The sequence below is a fragment of the Halomonas sp. PAMB 3264 genome (genome assembly GCF_031954245.1).
GTDB lineage: Bacteria > Pseudomonadota > Gammaproteobacteria > Pseudomonadales > Halomonadaceae > Vreelandella.
This window is the reverse complement of the sequence record NZ_CP134866.1, coordinates 797538-824105: the sequence shown is the minus strand read 5'-3', so window position 1 is coordinate 824105 and position 26568 is coordinate 797538. Positions and strand designations below refer to the sequence as shown.

25 protein-coding genes are annotated in these 26568 nt (G+C 59.9%); 11 read left to right on the top strand and 14 right to left on the bottom strand.

Annotated elements, in window-relative coordinates; translation table 11 throughout:
- The first annotated feature begins 277 nt into the window (after positions 1-277).
- The 6 genes from csiR to gabT all read left to right on the top strand — a co-directional run bounded on the left by csiR (position 278) and on the right by gabT (position 6833).
- A complete protein-coding gene (gene csiR, locus RN347_RS03785; protein ID WP_263584922.1) occupies positions 278-967 on the top strand; it encodes a DNA-binding transcriptional regulator CsiR in 690 nt (229 codons plus the stop codon).
- Between the two features lie 93 nt (positions 968-1060).
- On the top strand, positions 1061-2239 hold the full coding sequence (locus RN347_RS03780; RefSeq protein ID WP_311960235.1) for an acyl-CoA dehydrogenase: 1179 nt from the start codon (positions 1061-1063) through the stop codon (positions 2237-2239).
- A gap of 21 nt (positions 2240-2260) precedes the next feature.
- Positions 2261-3475: a CaiB/BaiF CoA-transferase family protein gene (locus tag RN347_RS03775; RefSeq protein ID WP_263584924.1), complete on the top strand. Its 1215-nt coding sequence runs from the start codon at positions 2261-2263 to the stop codon at positions 3473-3475.
- A 273-nt stretch (positions 3476-3748) separates the two neighbouring features.
- Positions 3749-4558, top strand: coding sequence for an EAL domain-containing protein (locus RN347_RS03770; RefSeq protein WP_311960234.1), 810 nt, complete (start codon positions 3749-3751; stop codon positions 4556-4558).
- Positions 4551-5477, top strand: a complete 927-nt coding sequence (locus RN347_RS03765; RefSeq protein ID WP_311960233.1) for a diguanylate cyclase — start codon at positions 4551-4553, stop codon at positions 5475-5477. Before RN347_RS03770 ends, RN347_RS03765 begins: the two co-directional genes overlap by 8 nt.
- Positions 5478-5555: 78 nt before the next feature.
- A complete protein-coding gene (gene gabT / locus RN347_RS03760) occupies positions 5556-6833 on the top strand; it encodes a 4-aminobutyrate--2-oxoglutarate transaminase (protein ID WP_311960232.1) in 1278 nt (425 codons plus the stop codon).
- Positions 6834-6896: 63 nt separating this feature from the next.
- Here gabT and RN347_RS03755 read toward each other — a convergent pair whose 3' ends face one another.
- The 4 genes from RN347_RS03755 to RN347_RS03740 all read right to left on the bottom strand — a co-directional run bounded on the left by RN347_RS03755 (position 6897) and on the right by RN347_RS03740 (position 10710).
- Positions 6897-7148, bottom strand: coding sequence for a YkoF family thiamine/hydroxymethylpyrimidine-binding protein (locus RN347_RS03755; protein WP_252106825.1), 252 nt, complete (start codon positions 7146-7148; stop codon positions 6897-6899).
- A 35-nt stretch (positions 7149-7183) separates the two neighbouring features.
- Positions 7184-7975 (bottom strand): alpha/beta fold hydrolase, encoded by a 792-nt coding sequence (locus RN347_RS03750; protein ID WP_263584931.1) that lies wholly within the window; start codon positions 7973-7975, stop codon positions 7184-7186.
- Between the two features lie 116 nt (positions 7976-8091).
- Positions 8092-9138, bottom strand: a complete 1047-nt coding sequence (gene dinB, locus RN347_RS03745; RefSeq protein WP_311960231.1) for a DNA polymerase IV — start codon at positions 9136-9138, stop codon at positions 8092-8094.
- A gap of 111 nt (positions 9139-9249) precedes the next feature.
- Complete coding sequence (locus RN347_RS03740) at positions 9250-10710, bottom strand: protein adenylyltransferase SelO family protein (RefSeq protein ID WP_311960230.1); 1461 nt, start codon at positions 10708-10710, stop codon at positions 9250-9252.
- Between the two features lie 70 nt (positions 10711-10780).
- Here RN347_RS03740 and RN347_RS03735 point away from each other — a divergent pair, with 70 nt between their 5' ends.
- Positions 10781-11404, top strand: a complete 624-nt coding sequence (locus RN347_RS03735) for a DNA-3-methyladenine glycosylase (RefSeq protein ID WP_311960229.1) — start codon at positions 10781-10783, stop codon at positions 11402-11404.
- Here the strand turns inward: RN347_RS03735 and RN347_RS03730 are convergent.
- A complete protein-coding gene (locus tag RN347_RS03730; RefSeq protein WP_311960228.1) occupies positions 11401-12258 on the bottom strand; it encodes an NAD-dependent protein deacetylase in 858 nt (285 codons plus the stop codon). The genes RN347_RS03735 and RN347_RS03730 overlap by 4 nt on opposite strands.
- A gap of 97 nt (positions 12259-12355) precedes the next feature.
- On the opposite strand from RN347_RS03730, the gene RN347_RS03725 reads away from it, so the two are divergent.
- Positions 12356-13528 carry a UbiH/UbiF/VisC/COQ6 family ubiquinone biosynthesis hydroxylase gene (locus tag RN347_RS03725; protein ID WP_311960227.1) on the top strand — a complete coding sequence of 391 codons (1173 nt, stop codon included), beginning with the start codon at positions 12356-12358 and terminating at the stop codon, positions 13526-13528.
- Here RN347_RS03725 and RN347_RS03720 read toward each other — a convergent pair.
- Positions 13515-14492 (bottom strand): MBL fold metallo-hydrolase, encoded by a 978-nt coding sequence (locus tag RN347_RS03720; RefSeq protein ID WP_311960226.1) that lies wholly within the window; start codon positions 14490-14492, stop codon positions 13515-13517. The two genes, RN347_RS03725 and RN347_RS03720, sit on opposite strands and share 14 nt — an antisense overlap.
- 225 nt (positions 14493-14717) lie before the next feature.
- Here RN347_RS03720 and RN347_RS03715 point away from each other — a divergent pair, with 225 nt between their 5' ends.
- Positions 14718-15851: a homoserine O-acetyltransferase gene (locus RN347_RS03715; protein WP_311960225.1), complete on the top strand. Its 1134-nt coding sequence runs from the start codon at positions 14718-14720 to the stop codon at positions 15849-15851.
- 162 nt (positions 15852-16013) lie between these two features.
- A complete protein-coding gene (locus RN347_RS03710; protein WP_263584940.1) occupies positions 16014-17141 on the top strand; it encodes a glycerol dehydrogenase in 1128 nt (375 codons plus the stop codon).
- A 78-nt stretch (positions 17142-17219) separates the two neighbouring features.
- Here RN347_RS03710 and RN347_RS03705 read toward each other — a convergent pair whose 3' ends face one another.
- From RN347_RS03705 to RN347_RS03670, 8 genes are all read right to left on the bottom strand, one after another.
- Positions 17220-17873 (bottom strand): DsbA family oxidoreductase, encoded by a 654-nt coding sequence (locus tag RN347_RS03705; RefSeq protein WP_311960224.1) that lies wholly within the window; start codon positions 17871-17873, stop codon positions 17220-17222.
- A 91-nt stretch (positions 17874-17964) separates the two neighbouring features.
- Positions 17965-18381, bottom strand: coding sequence for a lysozyme inhibitor LprI family protein (locus RN347_RS03700; RefSeq protein ID WP_263584942.1), 417 nt, complete (start codon positions 18379-18381; stop codon positions 17965-17967).
- 168 nt (positions 18382-18549) lie between these two features.
- Positions 18550-18981 (bottom strand): hypothetical protein, encoded by a 432-nt coding sequence (locus tag RN347_RS03695; RefSeq protein WP_311960223.1) that lies wholly within the window; start codon positions 18979-18981, stop codon positions 18550-18552.
- A 106-nt stretch (positions 18982-19087) separates the two neighbouring features.
- Positions 19088-19549 (bottom strand): DUF6998 domain-containing protein, encoded by a 462-nt coding sequence (locus tag RN347_RS03690; RefSeq protein WP_311960222.1) that lies wholly within the window; start codon positions 19547-19549, stop codon positions 19088-19090.
- Positions 19550-19631: 82 nt separating this feature from the next.
- The gene (locus RN347_RS03685) at positions 19632-20432 is read right to left on the bottom strand and encodes an HNH endonuclease signature motif containing protein (RefSeq protein ID WP_311960221.1); all 801 of its coding nucleotides are present in this window, start codon (positions 20430-20432) and stop codon (positions 19632-19634) included.
- Between the two features lie 108 nt (positions 20433-20540).
- Entirely contained in the window at positions 20541-22292 is a 1752-nt protein-coding gene (locus tag RN347_RS03680) for a hypothetical protein (protein WP_311960220.1), read from the bottom strand.
- 659 nt (positions 22293-22951) lie between these two features.
- On the bottom strand, positions 22952-23977 hold the full coding sequence (locus RN347_RS03675; protein WP_311960219.1) for a histone deacetylase family protein: 1026 nt from the start codon (positions 23975-23977) through the stop codon (positions 22952-22954).
- A 67-nt stretch (positions 23978-24044) separates the two neighbouring features.
- Positions 24045-24749: a GntR family transcriptional regulator gene (locus RN347_RS03670; RefSeq protein ID WP_311960218.1), complete on the bottom strand. Its 705-nt coding sequence runs from the start codon at positions 24747-24749 to the stop codon at positions 24045-24047.
- Between the two features lie 217 nt (positions 24750-24966).
- Between RN347_RS03670 and RN347_RS03665 the strand changes: the two genes are divergently transcribed.
- Positions 24967-26523 carry an ABC transporter substrate-binding protein gene (locus tag RN347_RS03665; RefSeq protein WP_263584949.1) on the top strand — a complete coding sequence of 519 codons (1557 nt, stop codon included), beginning with the start codon at positions 24967-24969 and terminating at the stop codon, positions 26521-26523.
- Positions 26524-26568 lie beyond the last annotated feature (45 nt).

Below are 26568 nucleotides of genomic sequence, written 5' to 3'. Positions count from 1 at the left end.
TTTTGGGAGCGTTATTGATGTTTAAATCAAGGCGGTATCAACGGCGTCGGGCATTCGAAAATGTTTTTCACCCAACCGTTTAGTCGACGTTAGCACGGTTTTAAATCAAACGTTAATGGGACGATAGTGCCATGACCCAGGCTCTGTGCCGGCGTTTTTGGAACGCTTTCGCCCTTAAAAGCGTTTAAAAGGCGCGCTTGATCATGCTAAAGAATCGAAATTAACGGATAATGACCGTCATTTATCAAAAACGGCCAACACCGCTACAGGATACGCGATGGATACCTCCCTGCCCCGGCCTAACCTGGCCATCAACGCCTACCGCGATTTGAAGCGCGACATTATTCGCGGGCGCTACCCGGCGGGCGAAAAGCTGTTGATGAGTCGTTTGAAGGAGCACTACGGGCTCAGCACTGGCCCGCTGAGAGAGGCGCTTTCACAACTAGTGGCGGACCGGCTGGTCATCGCCATTAGTCAGCGCGGCTACCGCGTCGCCCCCATGTCGCTTTCTGAGCTGCGTGATATCTACGACGCCCGCGCACAGCTCGAAGGGTTGGTGCTAAAACTGGCCATCGAGCGCGGCGACGATGACTGGGAAGCCGAGGTACTGGCCACTGCCCACCGCCTTGGCAAGGTCACCAATGTAAGCTCCCCGGAGGCGTTGCTGGATACCTGGGATGCGCGCCATCAGGCGTTTCACACCGCTATCGCCAGCGGCTGTAACTCTCCCCACCTTCTGCAGATGCGCGAAACGCTCTTCAGCCAGGTAGAGCGCTACCGCCACCTTTGGCTCAAGCAGACGGTAATGTCGCCCGCGGCGCTTTCACGAAAACACGACGAGCACAGCGCCCTGGTCGAGGTCATTCTGGCCCGCGACGCCGAGCGCGCTGCGGTCATGATGCGCGATCACCTGATGACGCCGGTACCGATCATTACCGAGCTCTTGCGCGAGCGCGGCATCGACTAGCATTTCCTCAGCTAACGTCGCCGTTTTATAAAAATGTAGATATTTTTTTATATCAGCGCTACATTGGACGCACTTATCAGGAGGGCTATTGCCATGTCACGCTTCAACTGGGACGACCCGCTGCTGCTCGAACAACAGCTGACCGACGAAGAGCGCCAGATCCGCGACGCCGCGCACGACTACTGCCAGGAGAATCTCCAGCCGCGCGTGCTGAGCGCGTTTCGTGAAGAGCGCTTCGATCGCGACATCATGTCCGAGATGGGTGAGCTTGGTCTACTGGGCGCGACGGTGGCCGAGGAGTACGGCGGCGCCGGCGTCAACCACGTCGCCTACGGGTTGATCGCCCGCGAAGTGGAGCGCGTCGATTCAGGCTACCGCTCGGCGATGAGCGTGCAGTCGTCGCTGGTGATGTATCCCATCGAAACCTATGGCAGTGAAGAGCAAAAGAAAAAGTATCTGCCCAAGCTCGCCACCGGCGAGATGGTGGGCTGCTTCGGCCTGACCGAGCCGGACCACGGCTCCGACCCGGGCTCGATGATCACCCGTGCTGAAAAGGTCGACGGTGGCTACCGCCTGACCGGCGCCAAGATGTGGATCACCAACAGCCCGATCGCCGATATCGCCGTGGTGTGGGCCAAGTCAGCCGCCCATGAAAACCAGATCAAGGGGTTCATCGTCGAGCGCGGCACGGAAGGCTTCTCCACGCCAAAAATCGAGGGCAAGGTGTCGCTGCGCGCCTCGATCACCGGCGAGATCGTGCTGGATAACGCTTTCGTGCCGGAAGAGAACCTGCTGCCGAACGTCAGCGGTTTGAAAGGCCCGTTTGGCTGCTTGAACAAGGCGCGCTACGGCATTGCCTGGGGGGTGATGGGCACCGCCGAGTTCTGTTGGCACGCCGCGCGTCAGTACACTCTTGATCGCAAGCAGTTCAACCGGCCGCTCGCCGCCAACCAGCTGATTCAGAAAAAGCTCGCCGATATGCAGACCGAGATCACGCTCGGCCTTCAGGCGGCGCTGCAGGTCGGCCGGCTGATGGACAACGGCAGCTGGACACCGGAAATGGTCTCGCTGATCAAGCGCAACAACTGCGGCAAGGCACTGGACATTGCGCGGCTCTCGCGGGACATGCACGGCGGCAACGGCGTCTCCGACGAGTACGGCGTCATTCGTCACATGGTCAATCTCGAGTCGGTCAACACCTACGAAGGCACCCATGACGTACACGCGCTGATTCTGGGCCGCGCTCAGACCGGTCTGCAGGCGTTCTTCTAAGCCGCCGCGCAAGGAGTTGTTATGAGCGATGCGCCCACCCCGCTCAAAGGCGTCAAAGTGCTCGATCTCTCCCGCGTGCTCGCCGGCCCCTGGTGCGGGCAGACGCTGGCCGATCTGGGCGCCGACGTCATCAAGGTAGAACGCCCCGGCAAGGGCGACGATACCCGTCACTGGGGGCCGCCCTGGCTCGGTGACAGTTTTGAATCCGCCTACTATCTGTGCGCCAACCGCGGCAAGCGCTCGGTGACGGTGGACATGGCAGCCCCCGAAGGTCAGGCCCTGATCAAAACCCTGTCCAGGGGCGCCGATGTCGTCGTAGAGAACTTCAAGGTGGGCGGGCTCAAGCGCTACGGGCTCGATTTCGAGAGCCTGAAAGCGCTCAACCCGGGATTGATCTACTGCTCGATCACCGGCTTTGGTCAGCAAAGCCCCTACGCTCACCGCGCCGGCTACGATTTCATGATCCAGGCGATGGGCGGATTGATGAGCCTGACCGGTCAACCGGACGAGGTACCCGGCGGCGGACCGGTCAAGGTGGGCGTGGCGATCACCGACCTGTTCACCGGCCTCTACGCTACCAATGCCATTCTCGCCGCGCTTTACGCCCGCCGTGACTCAGGCCAAGGCTGCCATATCGATCTTTCGCTGATGGACGTTCAGGTCGGGGTGCTGGCCAACCAGGCGACCAACTACCTGACCTCGGGCCGCGTGCCCGAGCGCCTGGGCAACGCCCATCCCAATATCGTGCCCTACCAGGCCTTCGCCACTTTGGATGGCCATATCATCGTCGCGGTGGGCAACGACGAGCAGTTCAAGCGCTTTTGTCAGGTAATCGAGCAGCCCGGCCTTTGTGATGATCCGCGCTTTGCCACCAACGGCGCCCGGGTAGCCAACCGCGAGGAGTTGGTGCCGCTTTTAGAGGCCACGCTTGCGCTGCGCTCGATCGACGAGTGGCTGGCGGCGCTGGAAGCGGTGGGCGTGCCCTGCGGGCCGATCAACACCCTCGACCGGGTATTCGAGGATGCCCACGTCAAGGCTCGCGGACTCAGAAAGACCTTTGCTCACCCTCAGGCCGGCAGCGTCGACCTGGTCGCCAATCCGGTGCGTATTGATGGCCGCTCGGCCACGGCGCCTACCGCGCCGCCGCTTCTGGGGCAGCACACCGACGACGTGCTTGAAGAGATCGGTATTACCCGACAGCAGCGCGAAGCGCTCAAACGAGCAGGCATCATTTAGCCCCGCCGCTCACCGCCATCACAATCTAACGATTCCTCCATTTAACGATTCCCCTTGTTCAACGCCCGCTTCGGGCGTTTTTTTGCTTTAACGTGAGCAAATATCGATTTTTTGAACAATTGTTAACTAAACGTTAAAAGCATAACGCCGGACATGTACGGACTCCAGCACTGCTACTAAACTACCAGCATCTAAGCTTAAAAGACTAGATATACGGCGCGTCACGAGCGCGCTCAAAAAATCAAGAAACCAAGGGTTTGTGGAGGGTTTTTCATGGGTAACTGCGCTCGCGTACAGGGGCACTGTAATCGGTGCGAAGGAGAGCTTCCGTTCGAGTTCACCATGGCGTTCCAGCCGATCGTGGATATTGCCAAAGCGCAGGTCATCGCTTTTGAGGCGTTGGTGCGCGGTGTGAACGGAGAGTCGGCCTACAGCATTCTCTCGAAAGTCACCGACGATCTACTCTACCGCTTTGATCAGGCCTGCCGCGTCCGAGCGATCGAAATGGCCAGCGCGCTGAACATGCCGACCAGTCTTTCCATCAACTTTCTCCCCAATGCGGTTTACGAGCCCCGTGCCTGCATTCAGGCAACGCTCGAAGTATCGCGGCGTGTAGGCTGGCCGGCCAATCGACTGATCTTTGAAATCACCGAAACCGAGCGCGTCAAGGATCGCCAGCACCTCTCCGATATCATCGACGCCTACCGCAGCATGGGCTTTGAAACCGCGCTCGACGACTTCGGCAACGGCTACGCCAATCTCGATCTTCTTACCGAGCTTGCCCCCAACAAGCTGAAAATCGATCGCGAGATCGTCATGCACTGCGATAGCGACCCGCGCCGCCAGGCGATTTTGAAGTCGGTCATTACGCTGGGGCGCGAACTCGGCACGACCCTGATCGCCGAAGGCATCGAAACCGAAGCCGAAGCGCTGTGGCTCGCCCGCGCTGGCATTATGCGTCAGCAGGGCTATTTTTATGCTAAACCCGCCATCAACTCACTGGGTGAAGACCTTTCATCGCGCCTGGGGGCGCTTCGCGCCAAGGCGCACTCAAGTTCGATACCCGAGACAGCGAATGCTTGATCTTTCGACCGACCAACTACAAGAAACGGTCAAACGCTCCAAACGTAACGCCTGGAGCGTTCTTAACAGTGCCCCCATCGGCATCTGTGTCACCAACCCACAGGGCCATTTCGAGCTGGTTAATCCCGCCTTCTGTGCGTTTTACGGCTACGCTCAGGAAGAGCTGATCGGCCAGCACTTTATCATGCTGCTCTCGCCGGAAAACCACTCGTTCGCCTGTACCCAGCATACCGAGTTTCTGGGCGGCACGGAGACGATCCAGGCCCGCCAGGAGTGGACGGTTTACTGCAAAAACGGCGAGCGGCGCACCGTGTTGACGGAGGCCGCCAAGGTCGAAAGCGACGACGATCAACAGCACAAGGTCACCTTCGTCATCGACATCACCGAGCGCAAGAAGCTCGAAGAGCGCCTGCAGGAAGCCAACAGTCGGCTCGATCACCTGGCCTGTCACGACGAGCTGACGGGGCTTTTAAATCGTCGCGCGGGTCTTTGCCAGCTCGAAGAGGAGCTCAAGCGCTGCCGGCGCTACGGCGGCGAACTCAGCGTCGTGCTGTTCGACCTGGATAGTTTCAAATCGATCAACGACACCTATGGCCACGCTACCGGCGATACCGCACTCGCCGAGGTCACGGCAGCGATCGCCCACGCTCTGCGCGACACCGACCTGCAGGTGCGCCTGGGCGGCGAAGAATTTCTCATCATCATGCCGGAAACCGGTAGTGACGAGGCGCACGTCGCCGCCGAGCGCCTGCGCGCGATCATCGAGGAGCGCCGCTTCACGCCCCACCAGTTGTCGATCACGCTCTCCGCCGGCGTCGCCAGCACGCCCGCCACCTCTGCCGAGCAGCTCATCGAGCGCGGCGACCAGGCCATGTACCAGGCCAAAGCCAGCGGGCGCAACCAGGTAAGCCTTGCCTAAGAACGTGTAAATAACGCCACTTGCGTACTATGCTGTCCTCACACCCGTTATTTTTGCTCAACGCCAGAGGACCCCGCCATGACGAGTAATGCCGAGCTTAACGCGCTAAAGCAGAAATACGTCGCCGCCGGCGCCGCAAGCCCCGCCACCGCCTTTGCCGCCCGCGCTGAAAACGCCGAAATCTGGGATGCCGACGGTAACCGCTTCATCGATTTTGCCGGCGGCATCGGCGTACTCAACATCGGCCACCGCCACCCGAAAGTGGTCGCCGCGGTCAAGGATCAGCTCGACAAGGTCATGCACACCTGCCAGACCGTGATGCCTTATGAAGGCTACGTGAAGGTCGCCGAAAAGCTCAGCCACGTCGTGCCGGTGCGCGGCCACGCCAAGGTGATGCTCGCCAACTCCGGCGCCGAGGCGCTCGAAAACGCGGTCAAGATCGCCCGCGCGGCGACCCAGCGTGACAACGTAATCTGCTTCGACGGCGGCTATCACGGCCGTACCTTCTTTACCATGGCAATGAACGGTAAGGTCGCGCCCTACCAGACCGATTTCGGCCCGATGCCCGGCACCGTCTTCCGCGCCCCTTACCCGGTGCCCTCCCACGGTATCAGCGAAGAGGAAGCGATCCGCGGGCTGATGATGACGCTCAAGACCGACGCCGGCCCGACCAATACCGCCGCCATCGTGCTCGAACCGGTGCTCGGGGAAGGCGGCTTCTATCCCGCCCCCGCCTCGTTCTTGAAGCGCGTGCGCGATATCTGTGACGAGCTCGGCATTCTCATGATCGTCGACGAAGTGCAGTCAGGCTTCGGCCGTACCGGCAAGCTGTTCGCCATCGAACACAGCGGCGTCGAGCCGGACATCATGACCATGGCGAAAAGCATGGCCGACGGCATGCCGATCTCGGCCATCGTCGGCACCGACAAGATCATGGACTCTTCCGGCCCCAACTCGCTTGGCGGCACCTACACCGGCAGCCCCACCGCCTGCGCTGCGGCGCTTGCCGTGCTCGAGGTGTTCGAAGAAGAGAACATTCTGGAGAAGAGCCGGGCACTGGGTGACAAACTCGCCCAGCGCTTCGGCCAGTGGCAGGAAAAATTCGACTGCGTCGCCCACCCGCGCAACATGGGCGCGATGGCCGCTTTCGAGCTGGTATCCAATAAAGCCGACGGCGCCCCCAACCCGGACCTGGCCGGCGCGCTGTGCAAAAAAGCCCGCGAAAAGGGGCTGATCCTGCTCTCCTGCGGCCTCTACGGCAACACCATCCGCTTTTTGATGCCGGTCACCATCGACGACGCGGTGCTCAACGAAGGCCTCGACATCATCGAGTCCTACCTCGAATCGCTAACCTGAACGTTGGTTTGATGAAAAAGAACGCCGCCCTCGGGGCGGCGTTGTTGTTCAGAGAGGGGTTATCTACTCCCGCGGCCGGCGATCCCCTTCCAGAAAGTTGGCGGTGAACACCGCTTTGCCGTGGGTCTCGAAGGACCACTTCATGACCTCGGTCAGCGCGTTCATCACCGTGTCGAACTCACCGAATACCTGTGTACTCATGCGGTTGGCGTGCACCTCGAGGCCGGTGGCTTCCAGGCGCTTGACCACCTCCTTGACCACGGGTTTGAAGTCGTCGGTCAGCGGGTAGTAGCTTAGCTGTACGGAAAGGTACATGGCGTGCCTCCTTGATGGGTCTCGTGAGCTGTAGCTTAGGGCGCAAGCCGTTGCCAGGCGTTGATGATCGCCGCGCGGGTCTCGTCCGGGTGCTCCATCGGGAACATGTGCCCGCCGGGTACGCGGCTTACGCGCAGGCCCTTGCGGGTGAGTCGCGCGATACGGCCCGGCGTTAAAAGATCCGAGCGGTCGCCGGCAACGATCTCCACCGGCACCCGGATTTTGGTCAGTTTCGACGACAGGTGGTCCGGCAGGTTGCGAAAGATCGCCACTTCCACTCGCGGCTCGAATACCAGCTCCGCTTGGCCGTCGTCGCGAAGCGTCGTGCCTGTTTCAACATAGTCGTTGAGCGCCTCTGTGGTAAAGCCGCGAAAGATGCCGCGGCGGCCCAGCGAGTGGGCCATCGCTTCGCGGCTTGGCCAGACGCTGCGCCGCCCTTTGGTTTTGCCCGCCGGGGTAATACGATCGACGAAGCCAAAGCGCTTGGCCGCTTTCATCGCCCAGGCATCCATGCCCAGCATCAACGGCGGGTCGAGCATGACCACCCCAAAAAAGCGCTCGGGTTCGCGCAACGCCGCCATGGCCATGAGCGTGCCGCCCAAAGAGTGCCCGACGCCAAACACTTTTCGGTGGGTGGGCAGATAATGCAGCAGCTCGTCGACCAGGTTGCCCCAGTTGCGGTTTACCGGATAGCGCGGGTGGTGACCCACCCGGTCGATGGGGCCAAGCTCGAAGTGCTCGGCAAGCGGCGCCAAAAGGCTTCGGTAGCTGGCGCCGGTAAAGCCGTTGGCGTGGGCAAATACCAGCAAAGGGCGGGAGGGCGTCATGGGCGGCTCAAGGTGGAGGAGAATAGAAGGTAAGCGCAGCCCTTTAGGCCGCCAGCGTTCATACACCTGTTTTAATCGCTGCCCGTGCCGGCGTCAATGCGCCGAAAGGGGAAGTTTCAAAAGAGCGAGAGCTGGGTATCAGGCGCGCTATCGGCCAAGCGGTACCCCACGCCCAGCAGGCGTACCGGGCGGCTTTTGCGGGCCCAACCAACGTTCAAAAGCGTTTCGAACTGGGCCATGTCCGGGGCCGGGTCGGCATGTTCGACGGTGGTTTGGGTAAAGTCGTTGAATTTCACCTTGACCATCAGCCCTTTCACCGCCGGCGGTGGGTCGAGCCGGGCATAGCGCCGCTCCAGGTCCTGCAGGAGTTCGGGAAGTTCGCCCCGGCACGCCTCGAGTGTCGGCAGATCCTGAGAGTAGGTCTGTTCGGTGCTGATCGACTTGCGTTCGCGATGGGTCTTCACCGGGCGCTCATCAAAGCCCCGGCTCAGCTCATGCAGGCGCTTGCCGAAGCGGCCAAAGTGTTCGATCAGCTCGGTCAGCGGGCGCGCTTGCAGATCGAGGCAGGTGTGGATATCCAGACTCGCCATTTTCTCGGCGGTGCGCGGGCCCACGCCGTGAATCTTCTTGACCGGGAGCTGCTCGACGAAGCGCTCGACCTCCCCTGGGGCGATGACAAAAAGGCCGTCGGGCTTGTTCCAGTCGCTGGCGATCTTGGCCAGAAACTTATTCGGTGCGACCCCGGCGGACACGGTGATCCCCACGTCCTTTTGCACCCGCTCGCGAATGGCCTGGGCCATCAACGTGGCGCTGCCCTTGAACTGCGTCACCTCGGAAACGTCCAGATACGCTTCGTCCAGCGATAGCGGCTCGATCAGCTCGGTCATCTCGCGGTAAATGGCAAAAACCTGCCGGGCGACCTCCTTGTACTTGGGCATGTCGCCGCGCACGATCGTCAGGTGCGGGCAGCGCTTGAGCGCCTGGCCCATGGGCATCGCCGAGTGGATGCCGTACTCGCGTGCCGGGTAGTTGCAGGTCGCCACCACCCCGCGCTGCTCGACACTGCCGCCAATGGCGATGGGAATGTCCGTCAGCGCCGGGTTGTCACGCATTTCAACCGCCGCGTAAAAGCAGTCGCAGTCACAGTGAATAATCTTGCGCACGGGCTCCCTGCTTGGCTCACCGTCGAAAGGTTAGCGCCGGGCCGTTAACTGGTCCGGCGCTGTAAAAAATCACAGTGTAGCATAGCCTCGCGCGCCATAGCCTCGCGCGCTTTAGGTGCCACAGAAGGTGCGCAGTACCGCTTGGCTGTCGGTGGCCGGCGCGGCCAGCCGACGCGCCTCGACGGACTCATCGAACGGCGCACTCACCGCGTTCAAAAGCGTATGAAACGGCGCGAAATCGCCTTTGATCGCGGCGTCGATCACCTCTTTCACGCGATGATTGCGCGGAATCACGACCGGGTTGGCCCGGCGCATGGCGTCAAATCGCGTGGCATCATTTAGAAGCGGCGCCGCGCGCCACTGCTCGAGCCACGCATCGAGCGCTTCGGGCTGATGGGAAAGCGCCAGCAGCGCCTCGCGACGTTGCGTCTCGAAACTGTCGGCGTAGTGGGTCAGCGCATCGAAGGTGGCGGTCATGTCCATGCGCCCCTGATGCATCACTGTCTCGAGTGCGTCCATCAGCGTGTCGGCGGTATCACCGCCATTCTCGGCGAGCCCGAGTTTGGCGATGCGAAGCGCCTGCCGGGTTTTATCGAAGTGCGCCTCGAAGCCGCGAATCACTTCGACCGCCAGCGCCACGCCCTCCTCGCCCTGCACGTTCATCAGCGGCAGTAAGGTTTCGGCGAAGCGGGCCAGATTCCACTGGGCGACCGCCGGCTGGTTGTTGAAGGCGTAGCGCCCGCCCTCGTCGATCGAGCTGAACACCTTGCGCGGGTCGAACTGCTCCATGAAGGCGCAGGGGCCGTAATCAATGGTTTCGCCACTAATGCTGGTGTTGTCAGTGTTCATCACGCCGTGGATGAAGCCCAGGCTCATCCAGCGCGCCACGAGCTCGGCCTGGCGGCGAGTGACACCCTCCAGAAGCGCCAGATACGGATCATCCTGTTCGCGCGCCTCGGGGTAGTGGCGCGCAATGACGTAGTCCGCCAGCGCACGGGTGGTCTCCTCACCGTGGCGAGCGGCGAACTGGAAGGTGCCCACGCGCACGTGGCTCGAAGCCACGCGGGTGAACACCGCGCCGGGCTCCGGCATCTGGCGCGCCACGCGCTCGCCGCTGGCCACCGCCGCCAGCGCCCGCGTGGTGGGCACGCCCACCGCGGCCATGAACTCGCTAACCAGATATTCACGCAGCACTGGGCCCAGCGGCGAGCGCCCGTCGCCACCACGCGAGAACGGCGTGCGCCCGCTGCCCTTGAGCTGAATATCGAAACGTCGACCCTCGGCGTCCACCACGTCGCCCAGCAGCAGCGCGCGGCCATCGCCGAGCTGCGGCACGAAGTTGCCGAACTGGTGGCCGGCGTAGCCAAGCGCCATGGGCTTCGCGCCGTCGGGAATCGTGTTGCCGCTGAACCACTGGGCGAGCGTATCGTCGTCAGGCACGTCGCTTGCGCCGAGTTTTCGGGCCAGCGCCTCGTTGAAGGCGATCAGCGCCGGGGCGCACACACCGGAAGGCTCGCAGGCGAGCCACAGCGGTTCAGGGAGCCGGGTATAGTCATGCTCGAATGTCAGCACTGGAGCCTCCGCTTTCAATAGTGTCGTTGGGCTAATACCCTAGCACCTGACTCAAGTTTATGGCGATATTATGGCGCTTTCCGATTCTGCAGACGTTGCATCCTTCTCCACGCCCCTGCCCCGCGGTTTTTACGACCGCGACACCCTGGAGGTCGCCCAGGACCTACTGGGCTGCCAGCTGGTGCGCCGCGTGGAAGGCGAGCTAATCGCCGCGACCATCGTGGAAACCGAGGCCTACCGGGGGGCAACGGACTCCGCCTGCCACGCCCACCGGCGCAAGACGCCGCGCACCGAGGCGATGTTCGGCCCGCCCGGCCACGCCTACGTCTATCTGGTGTACGGCATGCATTGGCTGTTGAACATCGTTACCCAGCCGGAAGGCAACCCCTGCGCGGTGCTGGTACGCGCCGTCGAGCCCTGCCTGAACGAGGACGCCATGCGACGGGCGCGCGTGGCGCGAAATCGCGAGCTTTCCAACGGCCCGGGCAAGCTCACCCGGGCGCTTTCGATCGACAAGGCCCTGTACGGCGAGGACATGACCCGCGCAGACAAGCTCTGGGTCGCCCAGGGCCCCACCCCACAGCGCGTCGCGACCGGCCCGCGCGTGGGCATCGACTACGCCTCGCCTGCCGATCGCGACGCGCCCTGGCGGCTCTGGATCGCAGACAACCCGTGGGTTTCCAAAGCGCGCTAGGACGCGCGATCAAGACACTCAAGCGCGTGAGCCAGCACCGGCGTCAGCGGCGCCCGCCACTGGTGAGAAAGCAGCGGATCGGCGCGAGTTACGCCCAGCGACAGCGACGCCACCGGCAGGCCCTTGGCGTGCGCCTCGCGGCAAAACCGGTAGCCGGAGAACACCATCAGCGAGGTGCCCACCGCCAATACGGCGCTTGAGCGCGCAAGCGCCGCTTCGGCTTCTAGCCGGCGCGCTTTCGGCACCACGTCACCGTAGTAGACGACATCAGGCTTCATGACGCCGCGACAGCGCGGGCAGTCGTAAACGCGAAAACTCGAGAAGTCGGTTTCCAGATCCGCGTCGCCGTCCGGGGCGTGGGCCGCGTCCATGGCGGCGAAGCGCGGGTTCATGCGCGCCATTTCCGCGTGCATGGCGTAGCGCATCATCGAGTAGCCGCAGCGCATGCAGCTGACCGTATCGGCGCGGCCGTGCAGGTCGACCACCCGTTTGGATCCCGCGCGCTGGTGAAGCCGGTCGACGTTCTGCGTCACCAGCATTTCGACGAAACCGCGCGCCTCGAGCTCAGCCAGCACCCGGTGAGAGCCGCCCACCTGAGCGCTACCCAGCGCCTTGAAGCCGATCAGCGCGCGGGCCCAGTAGCGCCTTCGCACGTGAAGGTTGCCCATGAAGTCAGCGTGCTGCACCGGCGGTGAGCGCTTCCACTGGCCGTTGGCGTCGCGGTAATCGGGAATGCCGCTATCGGTGCTGACCCCGGCCCCGGTAATGATGAAAAGGCGCGGATGGCCAGCGATGAACGCCGCCAGCTCCTCGCCCGCCTGCTCGATATCGGTTGGATTTTTTATCTGCGTCAATACGCCACCTCAAAAAACCGGTTAACATCCCAACGATACGGTAAGACATCGGGCGAGCCCATAACGTGCCCTCCCCCGGCGGAGAAAGGAGCCTCTCATGCAGCAGGATCACGACATCATCATCATTGGCGGCGGCATGGTCGGGGCGGCGCTGGCCGCGCGGCTGGGCAAGAGTGGGCGCCGCGTGGCACTGATCGAGCGAGGCGCGCCGCCCAAGGCGGCCGAAGGCGATTATGACCTGCGCATCTCCTCGCTCAACAAGCGCTCGCTCGAGTTCATCGAGGCAAGCGGCGCCCAGCTCCCCCTGGAGCGCACCGCCGCGTTTCGCCATATCGAGGTGTGGAACCAGGAAGGCACCGGGCATAGCCTCTTCTCGGCCAGGGACAGCGACCTGGAGCAGTTTGGGCTTTTCATCGAGAACATAGCGCTTCAGTACGCGCTTTGGCAGCGGCTTGAAAACATGCCGAGTGTGACGCTCTACACCGACACTACCCTGGTCGCCACCCTTGCCAGCGGCCGCGGGCGCACGGTGGAACTCGATAACGGCAAAACCCTGAGCGCCGAGCTGGTGGTCGGCGCTGACGGCGCGAATTCCAAGCTCCGGGAGCTGGCCGGCATCGACATCGCCACCCACGACTACCGCCAGCGCGCGATGATCATCAACGTCGAAACCGCGCTCCCCCAGCAGGACGTGAGCTGGCAGTGCTTCACGCCCACCGGGCCGCTGGCCATGCTGCCGCTGCCCGGCCACCGCGCCTCGCTCGTGTGGTACGACGAACCCAACGCCATTCAGGCGCGCGAGGCGCTGGACGACGACGCGCTGATGGACGCCATCGAAGCGGCGTTTCCCAAACGCCTGGGCAGCATTACTCGCGTGGTGGCCCGCGCAAGCTTCCCCATCAAGCGCCAGCACGCCCGAAGCTATACCGCCAAGCGCCTGGCGCTGATGGGCGACGCCGCCCACGTGGTGCACCCGCTGGCGGGCCAGGGGCTGAATATCGGCCTGCACGACGCCGACACCCTGGCCGAGCAAATTCTCAAGCACGTTGATGCCGGCGACGCCTCCGCGCTTCAACACTACGAGTGGCACCGGCGCCTAGCCAATCAGGCGATGATCGCCGCCACCGATGGCTTTCATCACCTGTTCACCGGCGCCAAACCGCTGCGCCAGCTCGGCGACCTGAGCCTGCACCTGGCCGAGCGCCTGCCGCTGGCCAAGCGCCTGATGATGCGTCAGGCCAACGGGCTGAACCCGTTCAAGTGGCGTTGAAGGTATCTGCGGTCACGACTTCCGAGAGGTTACCGGCCTTGTCGAGGCCGAGTTCCAGAAAATCCCGCGCCAGAACAAGCGTGCCCGAGTACACGCGCTCGGCCTCCTCGCGGATCTCCTCGATCGACGACGACGGCTCGGCGCGCGACTGATAGCGCGGGCTGAAGTGCGTCAGCACCAGATACGGTAGCCCTGCGGCCTCGGCGAATCCGGCCACCTGCCCTGCATAGCTGTGGCGCACCTCGGCGGCTTTCTCGGCCATCGCGCCGGTGTAGGTGGCTTCGTGCACCAGTACCTGGGCGCCTTCGCAGGCGCTGGCCAACAGTTCCGGGCGGTCGTTATCACCGGCCACGACGATTTTGCAGGGCAGTTGATCGAGCCTGAGAAAGTCCTCGCCCTTCAACGTCTCGCCCTGCCACTCGACCTCCCCGCCTTTACTGAGCTGCCCCCACAGCGGGCCGCGCGGCACGCCGCGTGTGATCAGTTTTTCGGTATCGAGCGCAGGCAGAGGCTTTTCGGTAAAGCGGTAGGCGAAGGAATCCACCCCATGGGAAAGGCGCGTCGTGGCGACCGTCAGCGCGTCGAATTCGACCTCGGGAAGCGTCTCAGTGAAGATGAACGTCATCTCGAACGACAGCCGAAGCTGGGTAGCCTCACAGGTGGCCATGATCCACGTCTTGATCGCCTGTGGAGCAATGATCGTCAGCGTCTCGGTACGCCCGTTCATCGACGCGCTCGCGAGTAACCCCGGCAGCCCATAGCAGTGATCGCCGTGCACGTGGGTAATCAAAACCGCGCGCAGCCCATGAAGTGACAGCGGCGTATGCAGAAGCTGATGCTGAGTCGCCTCGCCGCAGTCGATCAAATACCAGCCCTTGCCGGTGCGCTCGCGAAGCGCCAGCCCGGAGAAATTGCGCGCTTTAGTGGGCGTACCGGCGGAGGTGCCGAGAAACAGAAGGTTCATGGGCGCTGGTGCTCCCGATGCGTGTGTGGGGATAAAAACTCGACGCCTGACGATGCTCAATCCAGGCTATTCTCGATACAGACTATTCTCGATACAGACTATTCTCGATACAAACCATGCTCAATAAAGCGCCCTTTCACGCGATCCAAAACAATCACAATACTTTCGGGAGATTCCATGCCGCGCCTGCACCGATACACCCTGATGATAGCGAGCCTTGCCCTTATGACCGCGACGCCTCTTTTTGCCTTCGACGGTTTGGTCGATAAACAGACCTTCGAAATCGAGAACTTTACGACCCAAAGCGGCGAGACGATCCCGGAGGTGAGAGTCGGCTGGGAGGCCTACGGCGAGCTCAACGAGGCGCGCGATAACGTCATCCTTATCACGCATTTTTTCTCCGGCACCAGCCACGCCGCCGGCCGCTACGCGGAAAGCGACGTGCTGCCCGGCTACTGGGACGCCATCATCGGCCCGGGCAAGCCGCTGGATACCGACCGTTTTTATATCATCTCCTCCGACACGCTGGTCAATCTCAACGCCCATGACCCGAATGTGATCACGACCGGTCCGGCCACGATCAACCCGGAGACGAATGAGCCTTGGGGCCTGGCGTTCCCGGTAGTGACGATTCGCGACTTCGTCGAGGTGCAGCGGGCACTGCTGGAGAGCCAGGGGATCGAGTCACTGTACGCGGTGATGGGCCCGTCCATGGGCGCGCTGCAGGCGATCGAGTGGGCAAGCGTCTACCCGGAGCGGGTCGAGCGGCTGGTGCCCGTGATCGGTAGCGGCGCCGCCGACCCGTGGCTGGTCGCCATGCTCGATACCTGGGCGGCGCCCATTCGCCTGGACGCGAACTGGAACGAAGGCGACTACTACGACGGCGAGCCGCCGCTTGAAGGGCTCAAGGCGGCGCTCAAGCTGATCACGCTCAACGCCAGCCACTGGCGCTGGGCGAACCGCACCTTCACCCGCGACTGGGCGGATGAAAACCGCGACCCGGCCGAAGAGCTAAACGCCCGCTACGCCATCGAGCAGACGCTGGACAACCTGGCCGCCGCTCGCGCCCACACCGCCGATGCCAATCATCTGCTGTACCTGGTGCGCGCCAACCAGACGTTCGAGGCCGGCGGCGCCTCCGCCGATGAGGGGCTTGCCAACATTCAGGCGCCCACGCTGATGCTCTATAGCGAAGACGATCAGGTCTTCTCCGCGGAAGGTGTGCGCCGCACCGCCGCGTTGATTCGCCAGGCGGGCAATGAAGTGACGCTGGAAACGCTTCAAGGCAATCAGGGCCATCTGGACGGCGTGCTCGCCATCGACCAGGCGAGCGACCTGCTGCGTGAGTTCCTGGAGTAACCTTTCTCGCCACGCAATGCTCCGCCCGGTGCGGGGCATTTTATTGTCGCCGGTCATGGTAACGGTCGCTTCTTGTACGTTCGCTGAATCAATCCGAGCGTTTCAGCCCAGGCGCTGTCTACACTGGGCTAGCCACTCATTGATGCACAGGAGCGATTCGCCATGGAAGCGACCAACGAGAAAGTCTTCATCAGCCCCGCCCGCTACGTGCAGGGCGAAGGCGTTACGGCGCGTGCCGGGCACTACGTGGCCGCACTCGGCCAGAAAGCACTGCTGATCGCCGATGACGTCGTGTGGGATATCGCCGGCGAAGCGCTCAGCGAAAGCCTGCAGGGCGAAAACGTTAGCTTCGAGCGCGTGGTGTTCGAAGGCGAAGCCTCCACTCGCGAGATCGAGCGCATCGTCAAGCTTGGGCGCGAGCAAGGGGCCGACGTGGTGATCGGCTTTGGCGGCGGCAAGACGATCGACACCGCCAAGGGCGTGGCCGACGAGCTCAAGGCCGCCTGCGCCGTACTCCCCACCACCGCCTCCACCGACGCGCCGACCAGCGCCTTGTCGGTCATCTACAACGACGACGGTGAGTTTGAGTCCTACCGTTTTTTTGATAAGAACCCGAACCTGGTACTGGTGGATACCGGCATCATCTGCAAGGCGCCGCCGCGCTTTCTGGCCTCGGGCATTGCCGATGCGCTGGCCACTTGGGTCGAGGCACGCGCGGCGATTCGCGCCAACGCCAACAACATGGCCGGCGGCAAGGCCACGCTTCTGGGCGCGACCATTGGAGAGAAGTGCGAAGAGATCCTCTTCGAGCACGCCATGCTCGCCTACCAGGCCAACCAGGCGCAGATCGTCACGCCTTCGTTTGAAGCGGTGGTGGAAGCCAACACGCTACTCAGCGGGCTAGGCTTCGAAAGCGGGGGCCTGGCCGGGGCGCACGCCATCCATAACGGCTTCACCGCCCTGCACGGTGAGATTCACGAGCTGACACACGGCGAGAAGGTGGCGTTTGGCACCGTCGCCCAGCTGATTCTGGATCAAACGCCGCAAGCAGAGCTGGAAGAGTATCTGGATCTTTATCTGGCACTGGGCCTGCCGGTGACGCTCAAAGCGCTCAAACTCGAAGACGTCAGCGACGAGGATTTGTACCGCGTGGCAGAAGCGGCGCTAAAGGAAGGCGAATCGAGCCATAACCTGGCCTATCAACTCACGCCGCAACAGGTCGTCAGCGCCATCAAGGCGGTGGACGTGCATGCGCGGGCATTCATGGAGAAGGTGGGCCTGAGCGAGTAAGAACTTAAAAATCACGGACGCCACGTAAGTGGCGTTCTGCTCCTCGCCCGCTCGGCGCTTCTCAAAATCTACAGAGCATCAGCGGTTGGCGTTCTCTTGTGCCACTTGACGAAGCGCATCGACCAGCACCTCGGCGGGCTGGGCGCCGGAAATCAGGTAGCGGCCGTCGAGAATGAACCCCGGTACGGCGCTCACCCCTGCTTCCATGAACGTCTGCTCTGCCGCGCGAACCTCCTCCGCGTACTGATCAGAGCGGGCGATGGCCTCGGCAGTATCGCCGTCAAGCCCCGCCTCAATCGCCTTTTCGCGTAGCACCTCTGGGTCTGACGGGTTTTGCGCCTCTCCGAAGTAGGCATCGAACAGGGCCAATTGCAGAGGTGTTTCCCGGTTCTGCGTAGCCGCCCAAGCCAGCACCCGGTGGGCCGCAAACGTATTGTTCGCCCGCCGCTCGACGGCACCCCGGAAATTCAAGCCCAGCTCTTCGGCCACCGCCATGATCTCGCGCTGGGACTGCTCCATGGTGGCCGCATCCTTGCCGTATTTTTGGCACAGGTGCTCCAGAATCGGCTCGCCCTCGGGCGGCATGTCGCGGTTAAGCTCGAAGGGCTGCCAGTGAAGCTCGACCTCGATCTCGCCCTTCAGGGTTTCCAGCGCTTGTTCCAAACGCCGGTAGCCGATCGCGCACCACGGGCAGGCAACATCGGACACCAGGTCAATTCTCAACGTCTGCATTGGGGAACCCTCTCATTCGATCAAGCGGAAGAAAGCATGGTACGTGCCTATAGAAAGTAACGACAGTACCGTCATGTAACGAATCAAGGCGTTACTCGATGGCGGGTTCCGGTAACACCGGCGGCGTACTGTCCATATAGGTCAGGAAATCTTGCCAGAGGTCATGCGTTCGCTGTTTCGTTAAGCGGGTACTGCACGTAATGCCCATGACGCCGCGAATGGTGCCGTCGCGCCACTGCGTATAGACCGCGCCGCAATGGGCCGCAGCATACGCCTGCCACTGCGTTTGAGCCGCCTGGATAGCCTCGACTAACTCCGGATCCGCCGCGTTATGTTCAACGCTCGTTTCCAGATAGTGGGCGAGTACCTCCTCGGCGGCCTCCAACTCGATAGCCGCGCACCGATTGGTCTCGAGCGTGTTCCTGATGTTATTGCAATCAAGCGCTTCGTCGTCAGCCACGGCGGACAGCGACAGCGTAGCAAGCACTATGAATAACCACTTTTTCATGTTTTCTCCAAACGCATCCGGTGCGGGCCAAGCAGGCACAGCTGCCATGTTCTCACACTCGACGTCAGGAAGATCATCTAACCGTTGAATGCCCTGCCCGCACATTTATGACCTGCATAGATGGTCAGCCCGGAACTCAGCTAAAATCAGCCCGGCAACATGTGCTTGTTATAGCCTGCGGCCAATTTTATTCATCTCTTCTGGGCATGGCGTGCTTTCCCCTGGCGTAAGAGTGACGTTGTATTGGGGCTGAAAATCTTGACCACTACTCCACATGGTCGTGTGTGTTTCAAAACCTGGTTTTACTACGCACCAATTCCAGAAAAACACGTTTGAGCCGTGAATCATCAGCGATTCAGTGCGCCACTCCTTTATTTCTGGAAAGCTCGCCTCGCCGCCATTACTGGTTTGATCACTCCTTCTCATCTGTTCAAAGCCATACGGGTAGGAGTTCGATATCAAAGTCACCCTGGCATCCTGAATGGGCTTTCCTTTCTCGTCGGTGACGAGGATTTCAGCCTCCGGCTGCAGCGTTTTGTTGACGGGATAAACAACGCAGCCTGATAGCAACAGCGTTACCATTAGTATGAGTAGTTTCATGTTTGGTTCGCTATAGCGCCGAAGCACAGCGGCGGCACTGCAGAGGCGACGAAGGAGTCACATAAAGGGTGTCCTAAGGCCATCGACCTCCAACTGCTGCGCCTGATTAAATGGCCCTAGGCACACGGTCCTCCTGAGCCACTGTTTGATTGAGTTGTCGGAGTTTGTTGAGAGAGACTTGAAACTGGCCGTTACTCGGTAGCCGTTTACCTTTGAATTGCTCCCAAACAAAGGCCCCCGGCCCGTTATAGATTTCCTCAAATGTACCGTCACGCAGGATCTTGATGATGATCGTATGCTGCGGCTGGCTCCGAAAAGCAACCGTGTTGGATTGCGTAGCCTTGATCTCAACTTCCAAGCCGGTTTCGGTGACAGCGTCATAACCTTTGTTGGACGCTGTCTTCAACTTCAAATTGTATGCGTCGGCCACAAGGCATTCACCCAAGCTGCCAACCATATGACCATCCGGGGTAAAGTGCCTGCCCGGGAACATCGCCTCCAACTCATTGACCGTTGAATAGAGCTCTGTGACCAAGGCCCGGAACTTATCGTGGTCTATCATAGACATTTAACACTTGGCACACGTGCCGATTTGGTGCCGCGAAGTGGCGGAAAAGCGGTCACCGTGCTGCCGCTTGTTATACTCTGTCTCAATCGAAACCATGGAGCTCACGATGAAACCGCATATAATCGGCTTGCTGCGGACTTAATTCTATTCTGGCCATTGTACAGCCAGTGAGCATTTCGAGATCATCCACTGACAAAGCCTTTGTACGTATTATGGAACCGTCCGCGTCAAATGAAATAAGGCCTCTATCAAATAGTGCATCGATATTGGCGATCAGAAGAAGTCCATTATCACCATCTAACCGCTCACCATTGTTGCAATCCTTCCAAGGCTTAATGTGAGAGGCTCGCAGCACCTCACGTACCTTGCAGCCGGTGACGCAGCAACCGCCCCATTTAGCTTCCAACTTGGCTCTAAAATTCCCTTGCCCCAGCCTAGCTTTCTGCAGCTGAACTTTTTCGGTGTCACCGACTGAAGCGTCATGTTTTAACGCCTCCAAGTCAACTAGAGCGCTTGCATCAGGTAGAACCCAATATTGCCGTTGATTTGCCGGAGGCGCGACCCCCAAACCTCTACAATAGCGCAGGAATTCGGATTCGGCGGGCGCATTTAGAGACTTCTCTACACCTAAAGCTTTCTTTATCGCTGGATTGGTTTCCTTACCATCCCGGTTAGATCGCTCTTCAACATGCTGATCAATGTCGTTGTCTCGGTACCCCAGAAAGCGGGACGGGGCAAAAGCCAGCCGTCCACCCATATTACCGACCACAATTGATTTCCCATTTCTGAGGAGTTCAATCGCACGATCATCTCCCTCTGATATCGCCGATTGCAGAACATGGAAGTTTTTCTCGATGTCTTGGATGGTGGTTACAAGACCCACAGAATTCTCCTTTAGATATAACGCCGCGCTCTGCGGCAAATTTGGAGCGCAGCGGAAAATTTTTCCGACAGCAGCGCCTTGTTATGCCAACGTCTTGCGTATTTCACTTTACGGCTTTTCGAACAGTAACTTTCCAATCCACCAAATCGATTGACCAAAATTGGATATTAACTGCTCTCCTTGCCGCAAATATGAGTTGCTGTTGTCAACCCCCGCGAGCTTTAACGCATCCCCGATCTTCGAACTGGTTGGATGTGCATCACCTACTCGCATATCGTAAGCCCCCGCAATTGGGCCAAATACTTTACGAGCTTTTTCGGGCCCTACTTTTTGAGCCAGCACGTCCTCAAGGAGTTTATTTGAACCCAATTTATCCTTGTTTGAATGCGTTGAAATTTTACGAAGCTCGCGCACATCCAATCTATCAGAAAAAATGCGAACGAGCTCTTTTGCCAACCGTAGAAGAGATGCCTGATCCTTGCTGGCGAAACGAGAGATGTGCTTCATAACTTCTAAACGGTTAATTTCATGGGTAAAAAGCGGAACGCCAAAGGCTTCACGAAAACCGTTTTCAAGCATAGCTATCACCTCCAAAAGTAGCTCCTCCACAGCGTGTGTAGATGCCGGTTGAGCTTTCACTTGCGAGTCCAACAGCTCACTTGATACCTTCCCATCTGGAACGACATTTTGTGCCGCCCAAATATGCTGCTCCCATGCAGGAAGGCGAGCAATGTCATAAGCATAGATGGTGATTAAATCTGAAGTGTTTATCCCAAAGTGAATCGAATACCCGGAAGTCGATTTGATACTGCCAGTTTCTGCTGTATACCACCCGAGCGAAAATCCACGTAGCTCAAGAAGCTCATTAACAACATTGGACCGAAACCAAAGCCATCTTCCAATATCTTCACTATTTAATTTGGCAGACGGCAAACGAGTACTATCAGTTTCCACTATGAACTGAGGTAGATTGTTATCTGCATCCCCTCTTACGCGTGTGCTAGTCCCTTGGTGATCTATCCATTCGTCCCGCCAGAACTCCCCCTCCACTCGAACACCTTCGTAACCACCTTTGTGTCCTTGGGAACTTTCATAATCAGTATTTTCGTTGGTTTCTGGCCCCATTACGGGTGCATCTTCTTCTTCGTCTACGTCGGTTCGCCAAGCGCGGAACATCGCCCAGCTTCCACCAAAAACGTCGTTGATGTCGCGAATCAGTAACTCATATCGACCGCCATCTCGCTCTTCTTGATGGCCTTCTAGACCTGCATAGTCGCTAGCTTCAATAGAGGTTACATTTTCCACTCTTTGGCGGTAGTAAGAGAGCCGTAACGCCAGGTTCCTAGCTGCCAAGTAATCAAGTAAGTATTCTCTCTTGATTTCTATGAGGTGCTGCTCACCGTTCTCATCGAGAATCTCACGAGCGACAACTACAAAATTCTCCTCAGGCCTAACCCAATTATCTCCTTCTTTAATAACGTGAAGGGCTGCAACAAGGTCCGGATTTAAAATCCATTCCCTTCCCCCGACAACTGGTAAAGGCAACTCTAGGACCAAATGAACGCCTATCGGTTCTTTATCGTTATATTGATACTCATCAATAGTCGAGTAGAAGCCATCCTCGTATGCATAAGGGCCAATTGTGATGCTCAGCCCAATGTCTCTCCAGCTTAATTCCTCAGCTATTTCACGGTTTTCTGGAGAGAACGCAACGGACCCACATCCAAAGAACTCGTTGCTGTAACCTATGTTTTTAACGTTCCCGTTCTCGTTCTCTAGAGAAGCTCGCAAAGGTACCCAAGTCGATGTAGAAAATGTACGACGGGTCTCCTTCTTTTGAAGAATCCAATCTTGATCCATCTGAGATTAGCCTCCGTAGGCATAACAGTGATTATACGGCAGGCTGCATAACCTCAATAAACGTGCCCGTCCATTCATTGAGATTATGTAGCCAGCTCATTTGACTCTATCCCATTGTTTCTATTGCTCGCAAAGCATAATTTGGCGGCATATCCAAAATTCGCGTGCCTACGCGTTTTGCCGGTTTAAATCATACTGCTGCTAACGCATCAATGCGCTATGCACCTATGGTCGAAGGACATAATTCAGGGATCTCGCGATAAATAGATAAGCAATTACACCAGCCCCATACACATCACCTGCTCAGCCAACCGCTGATGCTCTAGGTCCGCTGTTTTTCCAGCATCAGTGTCAAGTACTCGCGCAATAGATGAACGGATGGTAGCCCAGCAAGGTGCTTTCAACGTCTTCGCTGATAATAAAACTGCTCGGCAGGCACGTGCGGCGGCATGACATTTTGGTTGAGCCATTCGATCGTGGGCAAGAGTATATGTGTGGCGTTGCTATCGAGTGTTAGCGCCCCACCTTTAACATCGAAATCAACAGCGACGATATGTGGCCGATGGTTTTATGCCAAGCCTCAACCAGTAAGGCAAAACCGCCATTTTATCCTTCGCTTAGGCGGCGCTTGGCAGGCCCATACGAAACGCGCGCTCGGCTTAAACTGCCTCTGCCAGCAGACCTTCAAAGAAACTTACCGCGTTCGCTTCGAGCCCTTCCAGGTAATACCCACCTTCCTGCACCACCAGTGTCGGTAGGTTCAGCGCCGCGATTTGTCGGCCCAGCTCATGAAAGCCTTGTGTGGAAACGGCGACTTTGGCCTGGGGGTCGCGCTCAAAGATATCGAAGCCGAGCGCCAGCACCAGGGCGTCGGGTTCGAACAGGCGAATGGCCTGACGGGCCTGCTCCAAACGCTCGAAGAATACCGACTCAGCAGAGCCATGCGGCATCGGAAGGTTGAGGTTGTAGCCGAGCCCTTCGCCTTCACCGCGCTCGTTCTCGAAGCCGCTGACCGCCGGGTAGAAGTTGGTGGTGTCGCCGTGAATCGAGATGTAGAACACGTCATTACGAGAATAGAAAATTTCCTGGATGCCCTGGCCGTGGTGCATGTCGGTATCGAGCACCACGATGCGCGGGTAGCGCCGGGTCAGGTGCTGCGCGGCGATGGCGGCGTTATTGAGAAAGCAGAAGCCGCCGGCGGAGTCGATGCCTGCATGGTGGCCCGGCGGGCGGGAAAGCGCGTAGGCGAAGCGCTCGCCGCTCATCAGCGCCTCGGCACCGGCCACCGCGCTCTGGGCCGACCAGTAGGCGGAGTGCCAGGTGTGCTGGCCCACCGGGGCACTGCCGTCAGCCAGGTAGCGGGCGGCCTCGGCCAGAATGCCCTGCAAGGCGTTGGGCGAGCGCACGAAGATGTTGGAAATCACTTCTTCGCCCCAGTCCTCGCCCACGGCGTGCCAGCGGGCATGGGCGCTTTCCAGAAAGCGCAGGTAGGCCAGTGAGTGCACCGCTCTAAGAGGGCCAACGCCGTAATCCTTGGGCGGCGATAGTTCGAACCCCAGCCGGTCAGCGGCGGCCAACAGGTGAGTGGCGCGCTGGGCGACCTCCTGGGGCGTGCGCATTTTGCCGCGCGAAAAGTAGGTTTGCGGCTGATGCCACTTCTGATCGTCGTGAAAGAACGTCTGCACTGCCAGGTCTCCTCGTTTCGTGCCATGAAAGCGCCATGCAACAAAAGCTCGGTACAAACGCATGCGGTCACCGCGCGCCGCCCTCCTCCTGCGCACCTGCTTCATTGATCCCGCGCACCACGGAATCTCTCGCCACACCGATGTGGTAGTCGATCGCTTCCCGGCAGGCCGGGCCGTTTTGGCTCGCCAGCGCTTCCAGCAGTTGATAGTGGCTGGTCGCAATGGTTTCCGGCGCTTCGTGGGTCCGCGTAATCAGGGTGATGCACAGGCGCAGCTCGTGCGCTAACCCCTCGAAGGCGCGCAGTAACCGCTCATTGCCGGCGTAGTGCAGCATCAGGCGGTGAAACTTCAAATCCTCTTCGATACGCCGCGTGCCGCTATCGCTCGTAGCCGCCTCGCAAAGCACGTCCACCTGTCGTTCGAGCGCATCTCTGGCCTCAGGGGTGTAGCGCTGAGCGAGGCGCTCGATGGCGTGGCGCTCCAGGCACAGGCGCAGGTCGAACACGTCCTGTAGCTCGACCGCGTCGAGCGCCTTGACGAAAAATCCTCGCCGCGGGCGCGAAACCAAAAGACCACGGCTTTCGAGGAGCCTGGCTGCCTCGCGCACCGGTGCGCGGCTGACGCCCAAATCCCGTGAAAGCTGCACTTCCGAGAGCCGCTCGCCGGGCATGAAGCGCTGTTCGATCACACCTTGAGTAAGAAAATCGGCCACTTGCTCGACCAGATTCTTTTGCTGGATCAACCCCTGGGGAGCCATGGGTAACAAGGCCATGGGCACCTCCCTTTGTAAATTGTTTTCGACGTTCAGTATGACGCAAATAAGGGCAGTGTCGATAAACGACTGCCGACTGTCGACAGTTAAAAAGAGCGGTGCTATGGTCAAAAAGGCCCTCAAAAACCTATTTCAACGGGCTCTCCAGCACCACGCCTCGCTTGCTAAAAAGACAAAACATCACGTTATTGACGTGAATAACCGAGGAGTAGGAACAATGAAAACACCTTTGGCTCTCGCGATTTCCGCAGCGGCCCTGGCCGTTTCTTGCGCAGCGATGGCGCAGGAACCCAAAACCGGCGGCACCATCGATACCATCATTCAGCCCGAACCGCCGGGCCTGGTACTGGGCATGATCCAGAACGCCCCCACCCGTACCGTCGCGGGTAATATCTACGAGGGACTTCTACGCTACACCACCGACCTGGAACCGATGCCGCAGCTAGCCGAGTCCTGGGACGTGAGCGAAGATGGCCGAGTCTATACCTTTCATCTGCGCGATGATGTGACCTGGCACGACGGCGAGGCCTTCACCGCCGACGACGTGGTGTTCTCCGCAGACGTTTTTCACCGTGAACTCAATCCCAGCGCCCGCGCCGTGCTCGAGCACGTCGAAAGCATCGAAGCGACCGATGATTACACCGTAGTCTTCACGCTGGCCGAACCCTTCGGGCCGTTTTTGCTCTCCTTCGAGGCGGGTACGTTCACCATGGTGCCGGAGCATCTCTACGCAGGCACCGATTTCCGCAATAACGAGCACAACGACCACCCCATCGGCACCGGCCCGTTCAAGTTCTCCAATTGGGAACGCGGCACGGTTATCGAGCTGGTCAAAAACGAAGACTATTACGAAGAAGGCCTGCCCTACCTGGACGGGGTAAATTGGCACATCATTCCCGACGGCGGCTCCCGGGCCGTGGCCTTTGAAAACGGCACCGTCGACGTGCTGCCCAGCGGCACCGTGGAAAATTTCGACATCCCGCGTCTTTCCGGGATGGACGGTGTCTGCATGACCGAGCAGGGCCATGAGTACTTCAGCCCCTTCGCCATGCTGTGGATGAACAACCGCGAAGGCCCCACCGCCGACAAGCGCTTTCGCCAGGCGGTGATGTACGCCATGGACCGTGAGTTCGCCCGCAACGTGCTCTGGAACGGGTTGGGTAACGTCCCGCTCTCCGCCTTCGGTTCCAATGCGCGTTTCCAGGACGACGATTTGGAGCCCTACGACTACGACCCTGACCGCGCCCGCGAGCTGCTGGATGAAATGGGCTACGACGGTGAAGAGATCAGGCTGTTGCCACTGCCCTACGGCGAAACCTGGACCCGCTGGGCCGAGGCCGTACAGCAGAATCTGCGCGAAGTAGGCATCAACGTCAGCACCCAGGCCACCGACGTGGGCGGCTGGAACCAGCGCCTGGGCGACTGGGATTATGATCTGGCCTTTACCTACCTCTTCCAGTACGGCGACCCGGCGCTGGGCATCTCGCGCACTTACCTTTCGGACAACATTGCCAAGGGCTCGCCCTGGAACAACGTGGAAGGCTACGAAAACGCCGAGGTCGATGCGCTTTTCGACGAGGCGGCTACGGCCTATCCGGACGCCGAGCGTGAAGCGCTTTACCAGCAAGTGCAGGAGATCCTTCACGAGGATGTGCCGGTGGGCTGGCTGATGGAGCTTGGTTTTCCCACGATCTACCGCTGCGACGTCAACGACCTGGTGACCTCCGGTGTCGGCGTCAACGACGGCTTCCGGGATGCCTGGCTCGACCGCTAAGCCAAGCCTTGCCCGGCTGGCGTGCTCCGGCCGGGCTAAAAAAAC

What these genes read in the sequence shown, in the direction of transcription:
- RN347_RS03770 (WP_311960234.1), top strand. Translation starts at nt 3,749, where the DNA reads ATGGGTAACTGCGCTCGCGTACAGGGGCACTGTAATCGGTGCGAAGGA.
- RN347_RS03720 (WP_311960226.1), bottom strand. Translation starts at nt 14,492, where the DNA reads ATGAACCTTCTGTTTCTCGGCACCTCCGCCGGTACGCCCACTAAAGCG.
- RN347_RS03700 (WP_263584942.1), bottom strand. Translation starts at nt 18,381, where the DNA reads ATGAAAAAGTGGTTATTCATAGTGCTTGCTACGCTGTCGCTGTCCGCC.
- RN347_RS03735 (WP_311960229.1), top strand. Translation starts at nt 10,781, where the DNA reads ATGGCGCTTTCCGATTCTGCAGACGTTGCATCCTTCTCCACGCCCCTG.
- RN347_RS03715 (WP_311960225.1), top strand. Translation starts at nt 14,718, where the DNA reads ATGACCGCGACGCCTCTTTTTGCCTTCGACGGTTTGGTCGATAAACAG.
- RN347_RS03775 (WP_263584924.1), top strand. Translation starts at nt 2,261, where the DNA reads ATGAGCGATGCGCCCACCCCGCTCAAAGGCGTCAAAGTGCTCGATCTC.
- RN347_RS03750 (WP_263584931.1), bottom strand. Translation starts at nt 7,975, where the DNA reads ATGACGCCCTCCCGCCCTTTGCTGGTATTTGCCCACGCCAACGGCTTT.
- RN347_RS03710 (WP_263584940.1), top strand. Translation starts at nt 16,014, where the DNA reads ATGGAAGCGACCAACGAGAAAGTCTTCATCAGCCCCGCCCGCTACGTG.
- gabT (WP_311960232.1), top strand. Translation starts at nt 5,556, where the DNA reads ATGACGAGTAATGCCGAGCTTAACGCGCTAAAGCAGAAATACGTCGCC.
- csiR (WP_263584922.1), top strand. Translation starts at nt 278, where the DNA reads ATGGATACCTCCCTGCCCCGGCCTAACCTGGCCATCAACGCCTACCGC.
- RN347_RS03695 (WP_311960223.1), bottom strand. Translation starts at nt 18,981, where the DNA reads ATGAAACTACTCATACTAATGGTAACGCTGTTGCTATCAGGCTGCGTT.
- RN347_RS03690 (WP_311960222.1), bottom strand. Translation starts at nt 19,549, where the DNA reads ATGTCTATGATAGACCACGATAAGTTCCGGGCCTTGGTCACAGAGCTC.
- RN347_RS03755 (WP_252106825.1), bottom strand. Translation starts at nt 7,148, where the DNA reads ATGTACCTTTCCGTACAGCTAAGCTACTACCCGCTGACCGACGACTTC.
- RN347_RS03780 (WP_311960235.1), top strand. Translation starts at nt 1,061, where the DNA reads ATGTCACGCTTCAACTGGGACGACCCGCTGCTGCTCGAACAACAGCTG.
- RN347_RS03765 (WP_311960233.1), top strand. Translation starts at nt 4,551, where the DNA reads ATGCTTGATCTTTCGACCGACCAACTACAAGAAACGGTCAAACGCTCC.
- RN347_RS03705 (WP_311960224.1), bottom strand. Translation starts at nt 17,873, where the DNA reads ATGCAGACGTTGAGAATTGACCTGGTGTCCGATGTTGCCTGCCCGTGG.
- RN347_RS03680 (WP_311960220.1), bottom strand. Translation starts at nt 22,292, where the DNA reads ATGGATCAAGATTGGATTCTTCAAAAGAAGGAGACCCGTCGTACATTT.
- RN347_RS03725 (WP_311960227.1), top strand. Translation starts at nt 12,356, where the DNA reads ATGCAGCAGGATCACGACATCATCATCATTGGCGGCGGCATGGTCGGG.
- RN347_RS03665 (WP_263584949.1), top strand. Translation starts at nt 24,967, where the DNA reads ATGAAAACACCTTTGGCTCTCGCGATTTCCGCAGCGGCCCTGGCCGTT.
- RN347_RS03670 (WP_311960218.1), bottom strand. Translation starts at nt 24,749, where the DNA reads ATGGCCTTGTTACCCATGGCTCCCCAGGGGTTGATCCAGCAAAAGAAT.